Source organism: Microbacterium sp. ET2 (assembly GCF_030347395.1).
Lineage (GTDB): Bacteria > Actinomycetota > Actinomycetes > Actinomycetales > Microbacteriaceae > Microbacterium > Microbacterium albipurpureum.
Genome location: NZ_CP128170.1, coordinates 1,792,040 through 1,809,896 on the forward strand (window position 1 = coordinate 1,792,040; position 17,857 = coordinate 1,809,896).

Annotated in this window: 17 protein-coding genes; 6 read left to right on the forward strand and 11 right to left on the reverse strand. The window is 67.3% G+C overall.

What is annotated here, in order from left to right; genetic code table 11:
* The first annotated feature begins 293 nt into the window (after window positions 1-293).
* Together QSU92_RS08625 and QSU92_RS08630 are read left to right on the forward strand one after the other, a co-directional pair.
* Window positions 294-1,337, forward strand: a complete 1,044-nt coding sequence (locus QSU92_RS08625) for a Gfo/Idh/MocA family protein (protein ID WP_289265764.1) — start codon at window positions 294-296, stop codon at window positions 1,335-1,337.
* Window positions 1,338-1,363: 26 nt separating this feature from the next.
* Complete coding sequence (locus tag QSU92_RS08630) at window positions 1,364-2,107, forward strand: ThuA domain-containing protein (protein WP_289265765.1); 744 nt, start codon at window positions 1,364-1,366, stop codon at window positions 2,105-2,107.
* A gap of 416 nt (window positions 2,108-2,523) precedes the next feature.
* On the opposite strand, the gene QSU92_RS08635 is transcribed toward QSU92_RS08630, so the two are convergent.
* From QSU92_RS08635 to QSU92_RS08645, 3 genes are all read right to left on the reverse strand, one after another.
* Window positions 2,524-2,967, reverse strand: a complete 444-nt coding sequence (locus tag QSU92_RS08635; protein WP_289265766.1) for an ApeA N-terminal domain 1-containing protein — start codon at window positions 2,965-2,967, stop codon at window positions 2,524-2,526.
* 188 nt (window positions 2,968-3,155) lie between these two features.
* Window positions 3,156-3,866, reverse strand: a complete 711-nt coding sequence (locus tag QSU92_RS08640) for a hypothetical protein (protein WP_289265767.1) — start codon at window positions 3,864-3,866, stop codon at window positions 3,156-3,158.
* Window positions 3,867-4,153: 287 nt separating this feature from the next.
* Window positions 4,154-4,639, reverse strand: a complete 486-nt coding sequence (locus QSU92_RS08645) for a hypothetical protein (RefSeq protein WP_289265768.1) — start codon at window positions 4,637-4,639, stop codon at window positions 4,154-4,156.
* Between the two features lie 609 nt (window positions 4,640-5,248).
* Between QSU92_RS08645 and QSU92_RS08650 the strand changes: the two genes are divergently transcribed.
* The 4 genes from QSU92_RS08650 (at window position 5,249) to QSU92_RS08665 (ending at window position 9,582) form a co-directional block, all read left to right on the forward strand.
* Window positions 5,249-6,898, forward strand: coding sequence for a hypothetical protein (locus QSU92_RS08650; RefSeq protein ID WP_289265769.1), 1,650 nt, complete (start codon window positions 5,249-5,251; stop codon window positions 6,896-6,898).
* 297 nt (window positions 6,899-7,195) lie between these two features.
* The gene (locus QSU92_RS08655; RefSeq protein ID WP_289265770.1) at window positions 7,196-7,879 is read left to right on the forward strand and encodes a hypothetical protein; all 684 of its coding nucleotides are present in this window, start codon (window positions 7,196-7,198) and stop codon (window positions 7,877-7,879) included.
* Window positions 7,876-8,247, forward strand: a complete 372-nt coding sequence (locus QSU92_RS08660; protein ID WP_289265771.1) for a FlgT C-terminal domain-containing protein — start codon at window positions 7,876-7,878, stop codon at window positions 8,245-8,247. Before QSU92_RS08655 ends, QSU92_RS08660 begins: the two co-directional genes overlap by 4 nt.
* Window positions 8,248-8,598: 351 nt before the next feature.
* On the forward strand, window positions 8,599-9,582 hold the full coding sequence (locus QSU92_RS08665; RefSeq protein WP_289265772.1) for a helix-turn-helix domain-containing protein: 984 nt from the start codon (window positions 8,599-8,601) through the stop codon (window positions 9,580-9,582).
* A 115-nt stretch (window positions 9,583-9,697) separates the two neighbouring features.
* On the opposite strand, the gene QSU92_RS08670 is transcribed toward QSU92_RS08665, so the two are convergent.
* The 8 genes from QSU92_RS08670 to QSU92_RS08705 form a co-directional block, all read right to left on the reverse strand.
* On the reverse strand, window positions 9,698-10,663 hold the full coding sequence (locus QSU92_RS08670; RefSeq protein ID WP_289265773.1) for an alpha/beta hydrolase: 966 nt from the start codon (window positions 10,661-10,663) through the stop codon (window positions 9,698-9,700).
* A 133-nt stretch (window positions 10,664-10,796) separates the two neighbouring features.
* On the reverse strand, window positions 10,797-11,393 hold the full coding sequence (locus QSU92_RS08675; RefSeq protein WP_289261019.1) for a class I SAM-dependent methyltransferase: 597 nt from the start codon (window positions 11,391-11,393) through the stop codon (window positions 10,797-10,799).
* A 115-nt stretch (window positions 11,394-11,508) separates the two neighbouring features.
* Complete coding sequence (locus QSU92_RS08680; protein WP_289261020.1) at window positions 11,509-12,033, reverse strand: carboxymuconolactone decarboxylase family protein; 525 nt, start codon at window positions 12,031-12,033, stop codon at window positions 11,509-11,511.
* A 43-nt stretch (window positions 12,034-12,076) separates the two neighbouring features.
* Window positions 12,077-12,409, reverse strand: a complete 333-nt coding sequence (locus tag QSU92_RS08685) for a hypothetical protein (RefSeq protein ID WP_289261021.1) — start codon at window positions 12,407-12,409, stop codon at window positions 12,077-12,079.
* Window positions 12,410-12,593: 184 nt separating this feature from the next.
* Window positions 12,594-13,856 carry an allantoate amidohydrolase gene (locus QSU92_RS08690; protein WP_289261022.1) on the reverse strand — a complete coding sequence of 421 codons (1,263 nt, stop codon included), beginning with the start codon at window positions 13,854-13,856 and terminating at the stop codon, window positions 12,594-12,596.
* The gene (locus tag QSU92_RS08695) at window positions 13,838-15,091 is read right to left on the reverse strand and encodes a pyridoxal-phosphate-dependent aminotransferase family protein (protein ID WP_289261023.1); all 1,254 of its coding nucleotides are present in this window, start codon (window positions 15,089-15,091) and stop codon (window positions 13,838-13,840) included. The genes QSU92_RS08690 and QSU92_RS08695 overlap by 19 nt, the downstream gene beginning before the upstream one ends.
* 40 nt (window positions 15,092-15,131) lie before the next feature.
* The gene (locus QSU92_RS08700) at window positions 15,132-16,724 is read right to left on the reverse strand and encodes an AtzH-like domain-containing protein (protein ID WP_289261024.1); all 1,593 of its coding nucleotides are present in this window, start codon (window positions 16,722-16,724) and stop codon (window positions 15,132-15,134) included.
* Window positions 16,717-17,850 (reverse strand): acetamidase/formamidase family protein, encoded by a 1,134-nt coding sequence (locus QSU92_RS08705; protein ID WP_289265861.1) that lies wholly within the window; start codon window positions 17,848-17,850, stop codon window positions 16,717-16,719. Before QSU92_RS08705 ends, QSU92_RS08700 begins: the two co-directional genes overlap by 8 nt.
* Between the last annotated feature and the right edge of the window lie 7 nt (window positions 17,851-17,857).

Genomic DNA, 17,857 nt, shown 5'->3' on the forward strand with positions numbered 1-17,857 from the left:
CGTTGCTTAGCCACATGCAGTCCAGGGCTGAGACGGTTTCCACAAAGCGATCGTGGGCATCCGCCGGGAAGTATGCCAAGACCGGGCACTCTGCAACGACGGCCACTCTCTCTGTCGTGGACGTTGTCATCGTCCACGGGAAGCCGGAGGCAAGTCGCGCGGAGCGGGACGAGCCCACCAGTGACCGCCCGCACCGAGCTGGGTTCCGACGGGATGCTGAGCGGATGGGGTGCGCTGCTACGACGCACAGCGACGTAGGCTTGATCGATGACTTCGGCGAATGGACAGTCCACGTGACGGTACGGATCATCCATGCGGGCCTCGGCGGATGGGGCGGCAACTGGGCTCGGACGGTCATCCCCACCGTGGAGGACGTCCAGATCGCCGGCATCGTGGATCCGGATCCCGAGACCCTGCGCGCGGTGGCTGCCGAGATCGGCGTGTCGGAAGAGCGCACGTTCGGCTCGCTTGGCGACGCGCTCACCGCGGTAGATGCTGACGCGGTGGTGATCACGTCACCGGTGGGGACGCACGTGCCGCTGGCGCTCCTCGCTCTGGATGCCGGAAAGCACGTCCTCGTCGAGAAGCCGCTCTCCGACACCGTCGCGGAGGCCCTCACCGCCGTACGCCGAGCGGAGGAGAAGGGTCTTCTGCTGCAGGTCAGCCAGAACTACCGTCACTATCCGGCGCCCCAGGTCGTCCGAGGACTTCTCGCCGAGCGCGTGATCGGAGAGCTCTCCGCGATCAACATCGACTTCCGCAAGTGGGACAACGACGCACCACTCGAAACGCATCGGCACTACACATTCCCGCATCCCCTCATCAACGACATGGCGATCCATCACTTCGATCTGCTGCGCATGATCACCGGCGAAGAAGCGCGAACGGTGTTCACGAAGGTCGGCGACCCATCCTTCAGCAAGTACGCGCAGGAAGCATCCGCGGTCATCACGATCGAGTTGTCGGGCGGACTCGTCGTCAGCTATCGCGGCAGCTGGATCAGTCGGGGCCCGGAAACCGCGTGGGCTGGTGAATGGAGCATTCAGGGTGAGAAAGGAGAACTCTTCTTCACGTCCCGATCCGGCGGTGAGAGGGAGGACGCGTCGGGTGACGTGGTGACCCTGCGAGGTCCCGGCCGCATGCGCGCGAAGCGGGTGCCCCTCCCTCCTGCGGAACTCTACGATCGCGCCGCAGGCTTGCAGGTCTTCGCCCGTGCGGTGAGCGGCGGCCCGCTGCCCGAGAGCACCGGCCGCAACAATCTCGGCAGCCTGGCGCTCATGGAGGCGGCCGCTCGATCAGCGGTCACCGGGCGCGTCGAGCCCGTGCAGCTCTCCTGACCACCCCGACTCAGAATGGGACCCTCATGACTGCATCCCCCCTCCGCGTCCTCGTCTGGAACGAGAACATCCACGAGACCAGGGGCGACGAGAAGGCACTCGCCAACTATCCGGACGGTATCCACACCGCGATCGCCGATGGGCTGCGACGCCACCTGGGCGCGGACGCAGAGGTGGGCACCGCGACCTTGCAGGAAGATGAGCACGGGCTGCCGCAGAACGTCGTCGATCGCACCGATGTCCTGCTGTGGTGGGGCCACGCCGGACACGACCTCGTGGACGATGCAGTGGTCGACCGCGTTCATCGGGCCGTGCTTGAGGGAATGGGCATCCTGGTGCTGCACTCAGGGCACTACTCCAAGATATTCACTCGGCTCATGGGCACGACATGCGCGTTGAAGTGGCGAAACGACGGCGAACGAGAACTCGTGTGGACTGTGGCGCCGCGGCATCCAATCGCGGCCGGCGTTCCGCACCCGATCAACATCCCCGAGCAAGAGATGTACGGCGAATTCTTCGACATTCCGGCTCCGGAGGAGACCGTCTTCCTCTCGACGTTCGAGGGCGGTGAGGTGTTCCGGTCGGGCCTCACGTACACGCGCGGAAACGGCCGGGTGTTCTACTTCTCCCCCGGCGATCAGGAGTTCCCGGTGTACCACCACGTCGACGTGCAGCGCGTGCTCGCCAACGGGGTGCGCTGGGCGGCACCGGTGGGCGAGCGGCGCGCGTTCACCGCGGACTACCACGCCCCCGGGTGGCACCTGGCCTGACGGAGATCCTTCGTCGGAGCTGTAGATCACGACGGTCTGACCGCCGTCTCCGGGCCGCGGCAAGGTCTCGAATGAGTTCCATCTCGCGCACCGCCTCGTTGAAGAAGCGTCGAGATGATCGAGCTGCAATGCTCTTTCCTTGCGACATCGCACCACCGCCCCCGCGCTCGCTCGTCGAGCGCATCTTCGACCTACGCGCGTGGGATGTGCAACCCGACGGCGGCCGCTTCGGAGCCTGGGAGCGTCCGACCCAGTACGTCTCCGTCATGCGTGCCGCCCTCCGTTTCTGGTCTTAGCCGGGTCTTCTGCCGCGCTTGATCGTCCGAACCAGCTCGCCCGCAGACTGAGTCGGTTCAAGATCGAGACGGCCGCGGCCACCCTGCTGTCCCGGCCGAGGCGCGATCGACGCACGCGCCTCAATTGGCACCGGAGCCAGTAGCGCTCGCCGTGTCGACGACAGCGACCTTATTCGGCGCCCCCATATACACGCCCACGGGAGCAGTGCTGGCCCTCAGTTCGAGCTTGTCGGGCGAGCCGACCGGTCTACCGAGGCCGAACGATCTTGCGGTCACCACGCCGCCGAGGAGTGTGATCGCTTTGCCATCACCTGAGCCGAGAACCATCGGCCACCGCTGCAAACTATCCGTGACGATGGCCGAGCCATTCTTGTCGGGATGTGTGACGTGGTAGTCCCAACCGCCAATTAGGCCCAGTCGGAGGCCCTTCTCGGGCGAGTAGGACAAGACGCCCGGAACTTCCTTCTCGGGATCGTCGGGAAGCCACCACTCGCCGGTCCAGTCGCGGGACTCGTTCAGAGGCAATTCGATGACCGGTTCATATTGGTGTTGTTGCCTCGTCAACTTGCACGACCCCTAACCCGGCAATGCACGTAAGAGGTCGGGCGCGAGCGTCGCGAGCGTGTGCGATCGCGATCCCTAAATGCGCATCGCTGGTGTCAGGCTGGTGGGTAGAGATTCTGAGCTAAACGACTGCGGTTGTTGAGTGGCGCCCGTTCGCCGCGCGCCACCGCCGTTGGCGTCTTCCTCTGTCACATTCGTGGATCATCAACTGACCAGGGGCCATAAACATCGACCCGCTTCCGCGCGTAACTGTTGATGACGGACGCCATCACCGCCGCTAGAGCAAGGCCGGCAAGCCCGACAAAGAGCCCCCAGAGTGCTTGGTCGAGAACGACGAGGGCGGCACCCGCTGCGATGGCGTTGATTCCTAACGCGGCGAGGAACGCAAATCCCATCTCGGCACGAGTTCCACCTTCCATCTGGTTGAGTGACCCAAGGCGCGGAACGCGAATCGAGATCTCCCCGGCCAGGTGTTCATGTGCCACGCGATAACGTTCCGCAAGGAGCCGGATGCCCCGTCGAATCGGATTGGCCGATAAAACGAGCGACAGCACGAGAGCCCCGATCACGTTCCAAGCGTTTGCATCATTGCGTGCCCATGCGAACGCCTGCACGGGGCCGAGGAGCATAAACCCGGCGAGCGGCAGGAACCTCCAGCCAGGCACAAGCATTCCGGCAACGATCTTCGCATTGGCGTCGAGAAGCATCGACCTGAGGGTGGCTTTCCGTACCTCGTTCGTCTCGACCTCGACCGCCTCCTGCAGCCAGGTGGCGCGACGCTTAAGGATCGCTGGCCGGGTCCATTGGCTGATAGCCACGATCAGCCCAACGGCCGAGACAACTACTGCAAGCGCGCGTGACGCCGCATCGATCGCCTGCGCCGGATCAGGTGGCCCCACGGCGCCATCCTAGATCGGACGGAGTCCTGTCCCGGGGGCATGGCACACCCGAGGCCACAGGTCGTCGCGCAAGTCAGGTCGATCCACTTGCGGTCATTGCGCGGTAGGGGAGCGGCCGCGAGCGGCACTTGGTGCGCACGCTTGCCATCCCCATTCGGGCAGCGCACGTGAGGGGATGAGACGAACCGGCGTCAGGCCGTTCCGTTGGATCCGTATTCGGGCACTGCCCGCATGGGGTTCGCCGCGAACGGCAGTTCGGAACTCAGCGCTGGGATGCGGCTTCCGAGTCAACCCTTGATGCCCAGGGTACGACGCACGCTCTTCTGGTAAGCCACTTCGGCCTTCCTGAACGCCTCGTTGTCGTGCGACTCGTATGCGTTCTGCATATCGAGGTAGTTGCTCGCGACATCTTGGGGACCGAGCATCGCGAGCGGCGCGAGCGTTTCCGCCACCGTGGTGTGCAGCTCATCCGCTTGGGCAAGCATGGCCAGCAGCCGGGGGTTGTCCTCGCTCGCACCTTCGCTCTCGGCAATCTTCATGGTTTTCGACCAGTTCAGATCGAATCCCTTCGTGAGCGCGTACGCCTTCACGGCGGCCTCGTATCGACGCTCGCGTAACCAGCGCGCGTGTTCCCGCTTCGACTGGAGCCATGCGCCGATCAAGCCCACAAGGACGGTGACGGTGACACTTCCGAAGATCGTGAGAAGGGCGAGAACGGTCGGATCGATGGCGACCGCGGACTCGGCGGCCTCTTCGGCATTGGCGAGCATCACGAAGCGAGCCTATTGGGATTCCGATAGCAGGGCCGGATCCCAATCCGTGCTCGCCTGCGGGGGCTTCAGCGGGCACCGGCTCGTACCGGACCGCCTCGGTGAACGCGACAACGACGTGCCTGACCTTCATGGTCGTGCGCGCTCGTCGAGCGTGTCGCGCGAAGCTGCGTCCGGCGGCCTTAGTCTCATGAAATGTCACGCCCCCGTATGCGTCTTGCTAAGAGACGCGCTAACGCAAGGCCGGTCCATGCGGCCGAGTTTGAGTCGGCCACGGTTCATTTCGTGATGACCACGGCGGTGTCGGGTTCGTTCGACCTAGCTCGCGCGTCGCGAAGGCTACTACTGACCCGCGTGGGTATGTCGGCAACTTGGTCTGACGAAGACGTGATCAGGGTATCTCCGCGCCTCCGTAGAAATGCGCGCGACCTGCGGAGAGCTCGCCGCCTTCATGACAGAGTCAAGCGACTCGAAGACTCCGCGACGTGGCAAACGGCCGTTGGCCTGTTGCCTTCGCACCCTTTGCTGGGTGCGCGTGCGTTGGGCGGGGTATGGCGATCGCAGGTCATCGCTCCACGCCTGAAGCGGGTTGCGGAGAGCAAGAGCGTGTGGATGCTCACCTGGTTCTTGGTGCTACATCCCATCTTTGGGCTTCGCAAGGTGCTCCCGTTGGTCCGGTTTAGCCGCAGCGACGCCGAAGCGACAGAGTCTCCGGGCATCCAAGACGATGCAGCGGCATTACTGCTCGAGGAGAGTGCCGAAGCTCAGGCCCCTGAAGGTGATGCCGCGGGTGACCTCCACGACGACTTCGGAACTGCAGACCTGCTGCAGATACTCGATGAAGCCGAGCAGAACTACATGAAGAACCAGATCGTCTCGGCTGCTGAACGTGTTGTGGACGCCGAGCTCTTCGGGTGGGGCGCGACAACGCGTCCGTTCGTGCGGATGTCCCTGCGCAACAGCTACCACGACTTTCTGATAGATGGTGTGCCGGGTACCCAGCACGTGGTGTTCGAACCCCGCCTCACGCTGTACTCCGATGGCCTGATCCAACTCGACCTCGCGGTCCGTGCGGAGGGACCCCTTTCCACTTCGCAGGTTCTTGATCTCATGTGGGGGCCAGCGCCGCGCGTTGTCTCTTCTGAGGTGTCGGCACCCTTGTATGAGGGAACCGATTGGGAGGGTCTCGCCGATCTTCGCGATGGCGCGATGGATATGGGTGAGCCGCTGGCCAGCTTTCAGCATGCGGTGCCCGTCTCGATGGGCGACATCCTCCAAGTGCATATGCAAGCGGTCCTTCGTGCGATGAAGTGGCGCGGGCCAGTCCAATGGCTCAATTACCCCGTCGCCTTTACCAAGCCCGGGGCTTGCTGCTCGGCAACGCGATGGCGCGAGAATCACGCCCATGACGTGCATCTCCTTGCAATTCGAGGGCAGTTCCGCAGCAGGATCGCGAGTCACGTCGCTTCGCCGGCGGACCTGTCCATGCGGTCAACTCATTCACTCTTCGCGACTCTCGGCTCCGCGATCTACATTCGTTGGGAGGGGGCCATTCCGGCGGCCATCAGAGAGCTCAACACGGTCCTAGTGTTCGAGTTTGCGCTTCAGTTGTACCTCCGCTTGGTCACGATGGAGTCACGGGTCGCGAGGCTACGGCTAGGAGATCGCGAGCTGCGTGTCCGATATCGAGAAGCGCTTCGTCTGTTCTCAGAGTTGCGCCAAGGAAGCCTGCGTGCAGGAGAGGCGCGAGATATCGCTCGAGCAGTGCTCCGCGAACTCGGTGCAGAAGAGATACGACCCACTATCGAAACTGCGTTGACCCTCGCTGGAACTGCCCACGACACAGTGAGCGCGGCCCGCGCTGCGCGCCGCTCATGGTGGATAACAGTTCTCGCCACATTGATCGCCGCTCTAGTGGCAGTTCCGGCTTTGCAGCAGCTCCTTCTGTCTCTGCCTGCTACGCCGAGCGAGCCGATAGGAGCAGTACTCCTGGCGCCGTTGAACTGGGCATCAGATCTAGCGTTCTGGGGTCCGTGGGCACTCATGGGTGCGACCATCGCTGTCGTGGTGGGAGCAGTGGCCCTCGGATGGGTTGTACGTCATCGCCCACGCCATGTACCAGGGATTCGACGGGGGTTTGCATGGCCCACCCGCTTCACTGTGAAGAGCATCGATGGGTCCGAAGACCCTACTGGAGGAGGTGACGAAACCGCTTCCGAGGTATCGGATGCACCTGAGCGAACCGAAGCCGACCAGGCCTGAGGGCGGATTCACACAGGTCGCCATCGGCTTGGACGAGGTTCCACGTGGAAAGGCTCGGGGTTGCAATGAGGCAAACTCCGGGGATCGGTAGGAGGTAGAAGGGCGCCCTGAGGCATCTTCACCTGACCCTGCATTCAGTCGCACCTCGTTCTCATGGAGCGGCAATACCGTGCTCGCGATCCTCGACAGGGTCGCCGCGCTAATGCGGGTCGCTCAGCGTCCGCGGCCTTGGGTCCCTGAATGGGGTCGCTCCATGGGAGCGATACGATTCGCTGGAGCCCGGGGAATGGAGGTCGAGTGCGTCGCTTCGTTGTACGCTTTTGGTCGGCGTTCGCAACCGCCGCCGTGATCGTGGGGTTGTACCTCGGGGCGGCAGCACTCTCTCTCGAGCTAGTGTTCTGGCTGATTGTGGCGGGCTGTCTCGTGGTCGCAGTGCTCTGGACGGCAGTGCCCTGGATACTGAAGGCGCTCCCCAAGATCCGGGGGTATGACGCGCTACTGAAGCGAACAGGCACGCTGCAGGGCGAGATGGAGGACCTGCGGGCCAACGCCATGCAATTTGCGTCCGTGCGCGATGAGCTGTGGCGAGAGGGGTACGACGACGGCATTCGCGCGGCCCAGGGCGCGGTCCTCGGCTCGACTGCAGACACGCCGTCACTCCTCGCTGTTGCGCTGACCGACGACGGCATCGCGTTCGTTGGGGAGGGGCAGCATTTGCCGACTGTCGGGAGCTGGTTCAGCGTCGTCACCAATTCCACCACCGAGGTCAAGGGGGTGGTTGAGGTCATCGAGTCTGACCCGGCGAGTCGAAAGGTCGTCCTGTTATGTGTCGAGAAACGCAACGAAGAGTACTGGGATCGTCTCGAGGCGAGAGCAGTGATCGATGAAACAGTTCCGCCTGGAACCGTGCTCGCGAAGTTCAGCATTGGACAGCAGCGTGTGCGGCGTGTGGTGCGGCGCGGTGAAGAGGGCATCCAATGAGTGAAGAGAATGTCGTTGCGGTTGGAAAAGTCGCGACGATCATCCGCGACACGGAGATCGCGCTCAACATCGGCAGCGCCGACGGTGTCGAGGAGGGCGACACTGTGCTGCTCTATCGCGATGTCACCGTAACTGACCCCGACAGCGGCGAGATCCTCGGCAGCGTCCGCTATCCAAAGGTCCGAATGACTGTGACAAGCGTCGAGCCTCGATTCGCAGTGGCGCGAATTGGGAACGCCGGCATCCTCTGGTCCGTGACCTTGCCGCGAAAGCGCTTTGTCGGCGCGGGAGCAAGTGAATCTCCGGACAAGATCGCAGTAAGCGTCGGCGAGATCGCGGAGGTCTTTCGCGTCGACCCTGATCTGTGAAGCCGGAGCAGAAGCGGCGGCGGAGCAGGGACTGAGGCGGCTAATCGTCGCTCGTAAGGCGGTCCCTGAGCGTGCCAACTGCATTGGTGCAAGGGTTGCAATGGCGCTCAATGCGGGCGCCGTTCTGATTCGCTCTCGCTGGCGTCGCTGGCGTCGCTGGCGTCGTTGGCGGATGGGTTGATCCGGCGCAATATTGGTAGAGATGTATCAAACTAATTGGGTCAACCCCGCCGAGCCGCAGGCCCCGGTCGACGGGCGGAGCCCCATCCAGACGGTGCGCGTCGCATTCGACGAAGTCGACTCGGCGCCATCCGCCGACTGAACCACCGGACAGGACGCAACGGTGCGGACATGCAGGAACTGATCGGACGACTGACCGAACTCGATCCCGAGGCGACGGAGACGCTTCGGGTCGTCACGTACTTCGATGCACTTATGGCTGCCGGACTGGGAATCGAGGCGATCGTGCGCGCAGCCGCGGCCATGGCGGGAGTGCCAGCGGGAGCCCGCACGCCGCGCCGCTTCGCGCGGTTCACTCCCGACGGCCGTCGGCTTGGCCCGGATCCGGCTGTGCAGGGCCGGCACGCCATCGAATCGATGGAGGTTCAGGTGTGGATTGAGCGGGCGGGTGAGTCGCGGGCCAACGACGCGATGCTCTTGGAGCGATTCGCGGTCGCTGCGGTGACCGCCGAGCGGCGGGATTCGCCCACGCGATCGGCCGTTGACGTAGCGATCGACGCGACGCGGAGCGGCCAGGAGCGTGAGTCGGCGCTGGGGCGCATCGGCCTCGCACCGGGGGCGATGGTGAGGATCCTGCTGACGCCGGCGGCGGTCACCGACAAGCTGCCGATCTCGACCACCACGCTCACCTCGGCCGGGGTGCTGACCGTATTCGTCGCTCGCGACGGAGAGACGGTGGAGGCATCACGCTGCGGCGCCGGCACCCGCGTTCGCGCGGACCAGCTCCCGGCCTCGTTGCGCATGGCTGAGTTCGCGTTTCGACTCACGGATGACGACACTCCTGTCGTGGATGCGGAATCCCTCGGCATCCTCCTCGCCGCCGCGGCGGAGATGCTCGAAGCCAGTCCGCCGCCCCCTGACGTCACGGCGTTGGCGCAGCTCGACGATCGCCAACGCGACGTGCTGCACGCGTTGGTCGGGGCGGAGAGCGTGCGCGCCGCAGCCGTCGCGCTGCACATGCACCACTCGACGATGCAAGCGCGCCAGCAGGCGTTCGAGTCGCAGCTCGGGTACGATCCGCGTTCGCCGATTGGGCGAGCGCGCTACGAGCTTGCCCGCCTCGTGCTCCGGCTTGGGGGCACTGGCGCGCGCTGACCCATCCCAGCCGACGCGGCACCGCCCCACAGGATCTTCTGTCGGGCGGTGTCTGTCGCGTTCGTACGGCTACGCGTTCAGTCCGTGCCCCAGCCGGCCGGGCGGATCTGTGCCGTCAGGCGCCCAGCAGGCGGGCGACCCAGTTGTCGCGGGCGGCGGCGGCTGCGATTGACAGGGCTGCGTGCGGCGCAAAGCCCTCGAAGCCGTGGAAACCGCCTGACCAGATGTGCAACTCGGCGGAACCGCCGGCGGCCCAAATGCGTGATGCGTAGTCGACGGCCTCGTCGCGGAACACCTCGGCGGAGCCCGCGTCGATGAATGTCGGCGGTAGGCCCGAGAGATCGGTGGCGCGTGCCGGCGCGGCATAGATCGAAACGTCGTCGCCGGCGCGGCGGGGGCCCAGCAGCGCGGTCCAACCCATGACGTTCGAGCCACGATCCCAGGCGCCGATACCGTCGATCTGCTTGCTCGACGTCGTGGTGTCCCGGTCGTCGATCATCGGGCACATGAGCACCTGTCCGATCAGGGTGCCATCGATGCCTCGATCCCGGGCCAACAGGGTCGTTCCGGCGGTGAGCCCGCCCCCAGCGCTGGCGCCGAAGATCAGCAGCCGGCCGCGGTCGACGCCGACCTCGTCGGCGTGTTCGACGAGCCACTGCAGGCCGGCGAAACAATCTTCGACCGGGATTGGATCCGGATGCTCAGGCGCAAGACGGTATTCGACGGTCACGACGACGGCGCTGTGCTCGACCGCCCACGGCAGGGCAAAGTGGATGCCCGCGAACCGGTCACCCGAAACCATTCCGCCGCCGTGAATGTAGTAGATGCCCGGGCCGGGCTCCGTGTGGTTGCGCGGCGTGAGAATGCTGATCTCGATCTCGGCACGGCCGTACCCAGAGATCGTCACGTCGCGCCGGTCGACGCCGTATTCGTCCAGAAGCTCATCCACGGGCTTCATGCCCGGAAAGCCCTGACGCAATATCGGGATCATCTCGACGGTCTGCGTTGCAGGGAAGTTCGCGATGGAGAGGGCTGCGCCCAGTTCGGCGTCGAACGGGGGAGCTGGGATTGTCGTGGTCATGTGTTCCTCCAAGGGCCACAGCGTTGTGTCATCCCCAGAGTGCTTGGGCGCCGACCCATGATCAACCGCCATCCGTCACCGCTTTGCGCCCGAAACTGCTCAGATGGCGGTCGGTGAGCGGTCGTTCCGCGCGTCACCTGCGGCTGACGATCAGGTATCTCTCGTCGGAGGTGGGACCGCCCCAGTACGACGGGTCATTTAGCAGGCGGAGTTCCACGTCGTTTCGAAGCTCGCTCACGAGACTGACGCTTTCGGCGGCGGTCAGTCCGACTCCAGTGCTCCATCGGCCCTCGATGAGGATCAGCAGGCCGGTCGGCGTCAGCAGCTCGATCCAGTTCTGCAGGGCCGTGGCCGGGTCGGGCATCGCCCAGAGGACATGACGGGAAAGGGCGACGTCGAAAGCCCCGGCCTGAAGCGGCGGGTCGGCGGCGTCGGCGACGATGAATGACGGCTTCGGTATCGTCCGGTGGCTCTTCTTGCGACCTCGGCGAATCATCTCGGCAGAGAAGTCGACACCACTGACGACGTGGCCGCCCTCCGCCGCGAGCAGGAGAGACAGCGTGCCTGTTCCGCACCCGAGATCAGCGACCATTCGTCCACGACCACCTATCACGGGGAGTAGTAAGTCCGCCCATGCGCGGCGGACATCAGGATCGCGCAGTCCATGGTCGGCGGCATCGTCAAAAGTCTCCGCCTCTGCATTCCACAGTGATCTCGCGTCCTCCGTCATCCGCTCATACTTCCACCAGGCAACGACCAAGGCGCACGTCGACCTAAGTCCGTAAACCGCCGGCCTATCCACACACCCAGGTGCGCAAGCCGGTCCTCGATCGGGCGTAGTCGCCTCAGGTGTAGCCGCGTTTGCGGAGCATGCCGGCCGCGCGGGTGAAGTCGCCGGGTGAGGGAACCTCGAAGTCCAGGGCGTTGGCGTACCGGGTGATGATGTTGAAGATCGCGCCGACCGCCGCAGCATCCTTCAGATCCTCGACCGTGACACCTGCATCGATGGCCGCGCGGGCGTCGAGCGCCAACAGGTCGTCTGGTGCCGTCGTCATCCGCTCGAGGAAAGACAGCGCGGCGCGGAAGCGGTCGCCGATCGGAGCCGTGCGGTAATCGGTGAGCACCGCGTCCGCGACAGCCTCGTCGATGCCCGTCACCGCGACTGCTCGATGGGCGCCGACACAGAACGGACACGAGTTCCACGAGGCAACCGCGGCCGCCATCAGCTCGCGCTCGGGCACCGTCCAGCCGCTGGGCCCGCGCATGGCTTTCTGCGCCCACTCACCTAGTTGCGGGCCGACGAAGGCGGTGTCGTAGAACGCGACCCGCGCCGCATCGGGGAGCCGATACCCGGCGAAGCGCGAGATCATCCGAAACAAGAATCGATGGCGGAATGAGTCACCGCGCTCGACCTCAGTCAGCCGCATCCATCGCCTCCTCTATCGCGCGGGTCGCGGCGTCCCACCGGACCAACCCCGCGCCGACACACGCCGACATCACCACCTCGAACGCCGCCTTATCGGATCCGACGGCATCGCGGACGGCCGCGACCTGACCGTCGGAGACCCGGTACGACGCTTCGGCGATGGTTCGCGCGAGCTCGCCGAAGGGCGCCTCCAACTCGACGACGTCGCCGGCACCCGCCCGGGTGACGGCAGCACGCAGTTCTGCGTCGAGAACTCCTGATGCCCCGAGCCGCTCCCGCAGCCTCTGGGCGAAGGTCTCGTGGCTCGAAGGCGCAGACATGTGACGGAACCTACACCCCGCTGCAACGAACCGAGCGTTCAGCCGCTCCACACCTGCCCGGTTTGCTTCGTCGCCGTGAGCGTGAGTCACCGATTCGCGTATGACCCGCCCGCTGAAGTGCCCGACGATGGTGCCCCATCCGTGACAGAAAAGAGGAATCCATGAGCCGCTGACCGCGAGCCGATCAGGCTACCGCGCGGGCACGCACGGCCGCGGCCAGCGCACGAATACCCAGGTCGACGTCGGCCGTCGACACCGCCTCGTCGGGGTGATGGCTGATGCCGTCGGGGTTCCGGAGGAAGAGCATTCCAACCCCTGTCACCGCGGCGAAGGCCATCCCGTCGTGCCCCGCGCGACTGAAGAGCGTCGGCGCCTCCCCCGAGCGCGACGGCAGCACCTCGCGAATCCCCTCCCCGACGACGTCCTGCAGCAGGGGGTCGCAGAACACCGCCGACGCCTCGTGAACCTCTCGCGCCGACCACGCCAGACCCCGGCGCGCCGTGACCGCGCCGACCTCGTCTTGGATCACCTGCCACACCCGGTCGCGGTCGCCGTCGAACTCGCCGCGGAGGTCGAGCGACAAGGACGCGTCTCCGGGCACCACGTTGATCGCGCCCGGGTGGATCTGCAGCTCGCCGACCGTCCCGACGATGTGGTGCTCGGCGCGGCACACCCGCTCGACGGCGAGCGCGATCTCGGCCGCACCCAGCAGCGCATCGCGACGCCGGTCGTAGGGAGTGCCACCGGCGTGCCGGGCCTCGCCGACAATGTCGAGCCGGAACCGCCGCGCCGACGCGATCGACGACACCACCGCGAGCGGCTCGTCGCCCTCGTCGAGCTCGGGCCCCTGCTCGATGTGCGCCTCGAGGTACCCGACGAGCTCGCCCGGCTGACGCGCGGCGTCGCCGATGCGCCCCGGGTCGAGACCGAAGTCGAGGAATGCTTCGCGCAGGGTCGTGCCCGCGGCATCCGTCAGCTCCCACCACGCCGGGTCCCACTCCCCCGCAGCCGCCGACGACCCGAGCAGCGCCCGGCCGAACCGCGTGCCCTCCTCATCCCAGAAGGCGATGACCTCGAGCGCGAACGGGAGTGCCTCCGCGCGCAGCGCGCGCACCACCTCGATCGCGATGAGCACTCCGGCGATCCCGTCGTACCGGCCGGCGTCGGGCACGGTGTCGAGGTGCGAGCCGAGCACGAGCGCGGGCGCCTCACCCGCCGCCGGCCCCGCCCTCCCGATGAGGTTGCCCGCGGCATCCTGTCTCGTCGTCATGCCCGCTTCGCGCATCCACTCCGCCACCAGCCGGTTCACGCGCGCGTGCTCGGGCGAGAGGTAGACCCGCTCGATGCCGCCCTCGGCGCTGGTGATGCGCGCGAGCTCGTCACAGCGCGCCATCACGCGCGCCGCCGGCGCCATCACCCCCGCGCGCGTCACGCGTGTGCGGTCCACGCCGCATCCCCGGCACCGCGGAACACGTCGGTCGCCGCCTCGACCCCACCGCCGGCGGGCACCGCGACCCCGTGGCGACGCAGCACCGCCTCGAGCGCGGCGAGCGTGGTGAGCACCGCGTCGTCACGGGCGTTGTACCCCATCGTGCCGATCCGCCACACCCGGCCGTGGAGCGGCCCGAACGACGTGCCGATCTCGATGCCGAAGTCCTCCAGCAGGTCGCTGCGCACCGCATCGCCGACGACACCGTCGGGAATCTCCACGGCGACGACGTTCGTCATCTTGTGCGCGACGTCGCCGAAGACGACGAGCCCAAGCCCCTGCACGCCCGCGAGCATCGCCGCGCCCGCGCGCGCGTGCCGGGCCAGCACGTTGTGGGCGCCCTCCTCGAGCAGCAGTCGCGCACATTCGCGCGCGCCGTAGAGCATCGAGGTCGCCTCGGTGTGGTGGTTGAGGCGCCGGGGCCCCCAGTAGTCGAGGATCATGCCGAGATCGAAGTAGTTCGAGCGGATGAAGTCGGATGCCGCCTCGTCGCCGTCCTCACGGATGCCGGCCTCGATGCGCTTCCGCGACCGGATGATCTCCACCGCCCGATCGGACAGGGTCACCGGCGCCGACCCCGAGGGGCCGCCGAGGCACTTCTGCAGGCCCGCGGTCGCGGCATCCAATCCCCACCCGTCGGCCTCGAACGGGTTACCGCCGAGCGACGCGGTGGCGTCGGTGTAGAACAGCACTCCATGCCGGGCGCAGATCTCCCCGACACCCGCGAGCGGCTGGTTCATCGTCGTCGAGGTGTCGCCCTGCACGAGCGCGAGCAGGGTCGGGCGCACCCGCACCACTGCCTCCTCGATCACGGAGTCGGGGAAGACCTGCCCCCACTCGGTCTCGATCGTGTGGACCTCGGCGAGCGCCCGCTCGGCGATCTCGGCGAGCAGGTGCCCGAAGCGCCCGAAGATCGGGACGAGCACGCGGTCGCCCGGGCGGATGAGCGACACCATCACGGCTTCGATCCCCGCCCGGGAGGTGCCGTCGACGAGCACTGTCGCGTCGTTGCGGGTGCGCCACACGTGCCGGTACAGCTCCTGGGTCTCGGCCATCGTCGTCGTCATGAACGGGTCGTACTGTCCGACGAGCGGCGCCGACATCGCCGTCAGCACGCTCGGGTACGCCGAGATCGGGCCGGGGCCCATGAGCAGGCGCGCGGGCGGGACGATGGGGCCGGGGAGGTGGGTCATGGCAGTTCCTGTGTCGTTGCGGGGTGCGAGGCGGCCGTCGTCATCGTGCCCGCACCGCCTGGGCGAGGCGCCGGGCGAGACGGACGAGGGCGATGTCTGTTCCGGGTCGCGAGGTCACGCAGACCCCCACGGGCGCGGTGGCGGCGCCCTCGGTCGCGGAGATCGCGTGAAGGAGCGGAGCCGACAGCGACGGCAGGCCGGCGACCGCGGCCGGCGTGGTCATCCGCAGGGTCGCGGTGCGCACCCGGTCGATGGTGTCGGTGGCTGCGGTGCGCATCGGCGCCGGGCCCGGCACGGTCGGCATGAGCAGCACCGCGTCGGTGACCAGCGCCCGGAGGCGCGCGGCCAACGGCGACAGGGCGCGGCGGGCGGCGTCCTCTTCGGCGGCCGTCATGACGGATGCTGCGCGGAAGCGCTCCGCCACCGCCGCGCCGAGCGCGTCGGGGTGGGCGCGCACCCACTCGCCGTTGTTGCGCCAGGCCTCCGCGCCCTGCACGGTGCGGAACGGCGCGAGGTAGTCGTCGAGGTCGCCGATCGACACCGTCTCGACGGAGGCGCCGCTGGCCGTCACCCGCTGCCGCAGTGCCTCGAAGGCCTTCCGGGTGGCGGGCTCGGCGGAGGCGAGCACTTGTTCGGGGACGACGAAGCGCCAGGGCAGGTCGTCGTCGGATTCGCCGTAGACGTTCTCGGTCGACTCCGACCCGTCGTAGCTGAGGCACCAGTCGGCGACCCGCTGCAGTGTGTCACCGTCGCGGGTCAGCCACCCGACCGTATCGAACGACTGAGCAAGGGGAAGGAGGCCCTGCCGGGGCACCAGCCCGTGCGTCGTACGCAGGCCCCAGAGCCCCTGGTACGAGGCCGGCACCCGCACCGACCCGGCGGTGTCGGTCGCAAGGCCGACGTCGGCCTGCCCGGTCGCGACCGCGGATGCCGGTCCGCTCGACGACCCGCCGGGGAGGGCGCCGGGCAGAGCGCCGTTCGGCGGGGTGCCGTAGTGGGGGTTGTCGCCGGCGATGCTGTACGCGAATTCGTCGGTGCGGGCGATGCCGCGGAGCGACGCGCCCCCGCGGAGGAGGTCGCCGACGGCGGGGGCGGTGGTCGTCTCAGCCCGCGCCTCGGCGAGGAAGGCGGGATTGCCCGCGCCGATCCGGTACCCCTTGATCGCGAACAGGTCTTTCACCGCGACGGTGAGCCCGGCGAGTGGGCCCTCCCAGGCGCCCTGCCAGAGCGGATCGCCCACCATCCGCCACACCGACCGGTCGAGCGCCTGGGCGCGGGGCGTGACGTGCGCGGCGGTGATGAGCCAGCGGCCGTGCAACCGCTGCCACACCTGGGTCTGGAGGCCCGTCCCGCCGCCGGCGTACCGTGCGACGGACACGAGCACCGCGGCATCCGGACCGATCGGGCGGTACTCGATCCGCTCGATCTTGCGCGGCGGCACGCCTCCGCGGACGCTGCGGAAGGCGCTGATCGCGTCGTGGCCGACGAGCAGCCCGGCGGCGTCTCCGCGGAGGGTCGCGGGACCGGGGGCGAAGGCGTCGTCGAGAGCGTCGAGGTCGTCGGAGAGGATCGCGCGCTCGTACTCCTCGAACGCGGTGAAGAGGTCGCTCGGGATGCCGGAGTGCTCAGCCACGGCGCACCCCGTCGAAGTCCGCCTCGCGGATGCGGGCGTGGATGCCCGTCACGATGTCGACGACCTGCGAGATGTCGAAGTCGGTCGCGGCACTGAGGTACGCGTAGGCGAGGTGCTCGTCCATCCCCCACCGGGCCGAGATGAGGTCGATCGCCGCGCGCACGCACTTGCGCATCGCCTCGTTCAGATCGACGTCGAGGCCCGTAGGAACGAGGTACTCGTGGGTGCGGACGAGGGGCCCCGAGACGTCGCCGAACTCGGCGCGGGCTGTGGCCTGCGGGATGACCTCGAAGCGCAGCGTCGCACGGAGCGGCGCTTCGAGCGCGGTGAGGGCGACCTCGCCATCGCCCTGCGCGAAGTGCGGGTCGCCGACGTACGCGAGCGCCCCCGGCACCTGCACCGGCAGGTAGAGCGCAGCGCCCTCGGTGAGGAGCTTGATGTCGATGTTGCCGCCGTGGAGCCCAGGCGGCACGGAGTGGGGTCGCTCGTCGCCGGCGACCGCCACGCCCATCGTGCCGAGGAACGGCGCGAGCGAGAACTCCACGGCGCGCTCCTCGCCGTGTCGGAGCGGGAGCACGCCGACGAGCTCGGCGCCGCGCCGCTCCACCGGCGTGAAGACGCTGACGCTCCCCTCGCTTCGAGGGAGAACGCCGACGAGGGCGCCCTTGCCGTGGCGGTTGGAGATGACGCCGTAGGGCACGCGCGGCACCAGCCGCTCGACCGTGATCTTCAGCAGATCGCCGGGCTCGGCGCCCTCGACCCGGATCGGCCCCGTCACGATGTGCGGCCCGTCCGAGTCCGGATCGCGGGAGAGCGCGGCGGCGATCGCGGCGGCATCGTCGAGCACCGCCGCCGGGTCGACGCCGTGGCCGGCGAAGTAGGCGCGGGGGTCCTTCCCCTGATCCTCGAGGATGCCCTCGTGGCTCACCGTGTCGATCGTGACGGTGTCACCCGCCGCGATCGCGAGCACGGGAGCATCCGTCGCGCAGGGAAGCCGGCCCCACCGCACCGTCCCGGGGGTCGATGGCAGGTAGTGGTCGCCCGGCAGCTCGCCGAGACCCGGCTGGAGGATCTCGAAGTCCACACCCACTGTGCCATCAAAGCCCACTGTGCCATCCAAGCCCATGCGCGGG